Origin of the sequence: uncultured Mucilaginibacter sp. (genome assembly GCF_903913935.1) — a bacterium.
Lineage (GTDB): Bacteria > Bacteroidota > Bacteroidia > Sphingobacteriales > Sphingobacteriaceae > Mucilaginibacter.
This window is the reverse complement of record NZ_CAIWNH010000248.1, coordinates 1-4,493: the sequence shown is the minus strand read 5'-3', so window position 1 is coordinate 4,493 and position 4,493 is coordinate 1. Positions and strand designations below refer to the sequence as shown.

Annotated in this window: 3 protein-coding genes; all 3 read right to left on the bottom strand. The window is 40.6% G+C overall.

The window, feature by feature from the left end:
- The coding region (locus QZY09_RS09670; protein WP_295671725.1) for a DUF3857 domain-containing protein at positions 1-1,066 on the bottom strand (1,066 nt) is incomplete at its 3' end.
- Positions 1,067-1,333: 267 nt separating this feature from the next.
- On the bottom strand, positions 1,334-3,361 hold the full coding sequence (locus QZY09_RS09665) for a DUF3857 domain-containing protein (protein WP_295671722.1): 2,028 nt from the start codon (positions 3,359-3,361) through the stop codon (positions 1,334-1,336).
- An 86-nt stretch (positions 3,362-3,447) separates the two neighbouring features.
- Positions 3,448-4,493: hypothetical protein (locus QZY09_RS09660; RefSeq protein WP_295671719.1), on the bottom strand; the 1,046-nt coding region annotated here is incomplete at its 5' end.

Here is a 4,493-nt window from a genome sequence, read left to right as displayed (position 1 = left end):
CTGTTGAATTTCCTGTTTTGTTTGTCCACGACCGGGAGGTACCATCATCTGTGCCCCAGCTATCCCGTTCATTCCACTTCATGGTGTTTTTTACTTCATTAAAAACATAGGCAATTTTTTCCTCATCGGTTTTAAAGGTTTTAGCCTTTGCAATGATTACGTCTTCGCCATCCAGTTTCCGGTTTAGCTGTCCCCCAAAATCTTCGCTGTCGATCAGGTGTCCGCCCACCTTTGCCCAGGTCTCTGAGAAATTCTTTTGAAACCCGCCTATTGGCCTTATGGAAACCAATTGGTATCGAAAAGATTCAACATTATCTTTAAACGACGACATAAACGGCTCATCACTTAATGAATGAACATTAGCCACTGCTTTGGTTTCATTATTAAGGACGTACTGGTAACTTTGTCCATCGTCCATCAGGCTACGGGCATCTGTTGATGATTTTATTTTTACATATGGCTCGTGCAGGTGCGGTATCCGCCTGAAATAAAACACATCTGGGATTGACGTGCTCAACTCATTATACCTAACAGGTATTTTTCCCTGGAAATACCAATCCGGAAAATCAACAAAAAAAGTAGTGTTCCAGTTATATTTATATTCAATTATAGATCCTGGTTTTACATTGGGCATTGTAAATGATATTTCACTCGTTTCCTTATCTAATACCTTGGTGTATATCAGTTTTTTGTCAAGTTTGGTGATCTCCATTTTTCCGTCAACCAGGTTGATGGTCTCCGCCTGTATCCCGGTTATAAATTCAAGCCGGTCGGCACTGTAATAAGGAATTTTAATATTTGCCTCGTCTTTTCCGTTATCGTTAAAAATTTTTATGCGCTTGTGTATTTCTTCCGTAATCGAGGTTAAATCACCAGTAAAATACAAGTCCCCTTTTTCAAAAAGCATTTCGGCGTTGGCATCCCTTTCAAAATCACAGGAGGTTAGTTCCATGTCAGCTTTATCAACTGTACCATAAGGTTGCGTTCCGGGTATTGCGGGTTGAGCCTGCGTTTTTATCAATACACAAAGGAGGCTTAAGATAAGGAGGTTGAAGAATTTGGTCATTATATTTCAGGTTTAATTAATTAAGGCGATATAAAAAAAGCGTTTTAGACTAACCGGGAACAGCGGGAATAAAAGCTAACATCTGCAATCCGGTTCCCTGCCGGAATGCTTGTCAGATCGATCTGTGTCGGCAAATAAAAAGAGGTGACTGAACAAAACAAGTGATAAGTTAATTCATTATAAAAAGGTTTAACGTTACTAATATAATGAATAATACAAAATAAATGTGGCAGGAAATCTATTTAAAACAATTATTAATAATAATTGTTAACCGCCCTTTTTTAACACTACCTGTTCATTCAGCATATCAAACATTTTTTTGTAAAAATCATGTATGCCAGGGTATTCGCTTACGTTGAATGCCGCTTTGCGGATATCGATCACATAGTGTACCAGCACTGATCCATCCTGCGCAGCAATGATCCGTTTAAACGAGATGCTTTTATCGGGCATTACCATACTCGCACTTTTTGGTAAGGCATCAACTTTGTAACCTGCAGGCAGTTTATAAACACTGTTGATGGAATAGCTGCGCAGGTAGCCGAAATAGATATCACTGAGGCGGCTATCGACCAAAAACGGGTTGCTTTTCAGCGAGGTGAACATGTTGGTATTTACGTATATGTAATTTTCATCAGTTCCGGGGAGGTCAACATTAAAATTGATATTCTGGGTAAGCGGCAGCGTATCCACTTCCATATTTTCAAATTTAATACCTGATATTTTCAGCGTATTATCACCATCGCGCAAATAGTCGATATATTTTTGTTCGCCGTCGGTTTGATACCGTTTTACAGCATTTATCCGGTCATAACTCATGCTGCTGATCTGGGCCGTCCCTTCTACTTTGCCGCCCGGTTTAATTTCGGCGTTGATCAATACCACCTGCCGCACGGGTAGTTCTTTTTTGATGCTTACTGTATCAAAGGTCTTATTTGATTTATCTACCCAAAGGCCAAAGGTATTGAGCAGATCGGCTGGAGGCTCGCTGTACAGGTTATATTTTCCGGTAGCATCCAGTATATAGCTTTTATCAGCGCTCACGGGCACATATACTACGGTACGGTTAAACTGCGACAGTGAAGTACGCCACGGATCGGGCCGGCCATTGCGACGGGTGCTAACCACCATAGGGTAAGCTTCAATTTTTAACTCTTTAAGGATGGCGTACAGCACAAGGTTTACCTCGGTAGAATTGCCAGCCTTATTTTCCCATGCCTTCCGCGTACCGTCAATGGTGTACCAACGGTCCATTCCGTTCCATTTCATCGCATTTTTTACGGCGTTAAAAACGAACGCTATCTTTTCGTCTTTAGAGCCCAGCAGTACCGCCTTTGCGGTGATCGCATCCTGGTTACTTAGGGTAGGGTTTAGCTGATCGCCAAAAACCGTGCTTTTTGTGAGGTTATAACCAATTTTTGCCCAGGTATCGGAGAAATCAGAACTGATACCGCCTATAGGTTTTATGCTCGCCAGGTCAAGACTCAGGCGCTGTACATTATCCTCAAATGACGACATATAGGCATCATCGCGCAGCGAAGGCACATTGGCCATTCCCCATACCTCGTTATTGGCATTATAATTATAGGTTTCGGACTGCTGGTCGCCGGTTGCGCCATTATCTGAAATAGTAAACGTATGGGTTGCTACTTTTAATACCTGTGCCTGGATAGTCCTGTCATGTTTGGCCAGCGGCATATTTACACGGAGCAGCGGCCTGAAATAGAACACATCGGGTATTGAGGTATCCAGTTCGCTGTATTTTACCGGTACGCTTGCCTGGAAGTCCCAGTCTGGGATGGAGCCATTGTACCGCCCAGTCCATTTATACTTATACTCAATAATACAGCCGGGCTTTACATTGGGCATCGCGAAGGTAACTTCACTGTTTTCTTTGTCGAGGATGGTGGTAACAATTGCTTTCTTTTCAAGTTTTGTTACCTGTGGTTTGCCGTCTACCAGGTTAATAGTCTGGGCCTCAACACCGGTAATATTTTCAAGGCGGTCTTCGCTGAAAAAGGGAATCCTGATATCAGCCTGGTTATTTCCATTGCTGTTGAATATTTTGATGCGTTTATGCACTTCCAGCGTAATAGACTTCAGGTCGTCGCTATAGAGTATCTTCCCGAAATTAAAAAGAACTTCGGCATTGGCATCTTTTTCAAAATCACAGGCAGTCATCTGCAGGTCTTCAACAGACACTTTCCCATAGGGCTGCTCCAGCGGTACAGGGGTTTGGGCCTTCGCTATAAAACCGCAAAAGCTCAAAAATAAAATTGCAACAGGTTTATACATTGATTCAGGTTTAATCAGCTATAATAGTAGTAAAAATAAATTTGATATAAAATTAATTTTTCCCAGGCTGAAAAATAGGTTTTCGGTTATAGCTTTTTTAAAACCACCTGTTCGTTCATCATCTCGTACATTTTTTTATAAAAATCAAAAAGCCCGGGATAATCTTCGCCAAAAAACACCGTCTTTTTAAACTGGATCAAAATTCTGGTTACAATCGTACCTTCCTGCTCAACAAATTTGCGCCGGAAAATAATGCTGGTGTCGGGCATGGACATACTTATATTTTTTGGCAATGCATCAATTTTATAACCTGCCGGAACCTTAAACATTTGGTTAATGGAGTAATTGTTAAGGTAACCAAAGTCAATATCAGTAAAGCGGTTTTCCTTTAAAAATGGATTTTTACTTAATGAGGTGAAAAGATTTGGATTAACATAGATGTAATTCTCATCCGACCCGGCCAAATCAGTCTTAAACTCTACCTTCTGGGTTAATGGCAGCGAGTCTATTTCCATGTTATCCAATTTGATGGACGATACCTTTATGCTGTTATCACCATTACAAAGGTATTTGATGAACTTTTCTTCACCGTCGGTCTTGTACCGTTCAACAGCATTTATTTTGTTATAGCTGGAACTCGTTATTTCGGCCGAACCATTCATTTTTCCATCAGGTGTTATTTCTGCATTCAAAAAAACGGATTGTATGGAAGGTTCATCATTCTCCATCGACACAATTTTATATTCTTTATTATCCGCATCGATTTTCAGTCCAAAAGAGTTCAATTCCTCAATTGGCACCGTATTAAACAAATTGAATTTATTTGTTGCATCCAGCACATAATATTTATCATTATCCAGTGGCACATACACAACAAGGTTATTAAATATAAAAATATTGGGGTTGGCCGGGTTTAATCTTCCGTTGTTTTTGGTACTCATTAGTACAGGGTATGCTTTGATGCCTGTTTTCACCAGCAGGTTGTATAAGATCAGGTTGATATCAGCTGCATTGCCAGCTTTTTTTTCCCATGCGTTCACCGTACCCTCATCCGCAAAAAAGCCGTACATTTTATTCCAGTTCATGTTATTCTTCACCTGGTTAAATATGTATGAGATTTTTTCATCGTCGG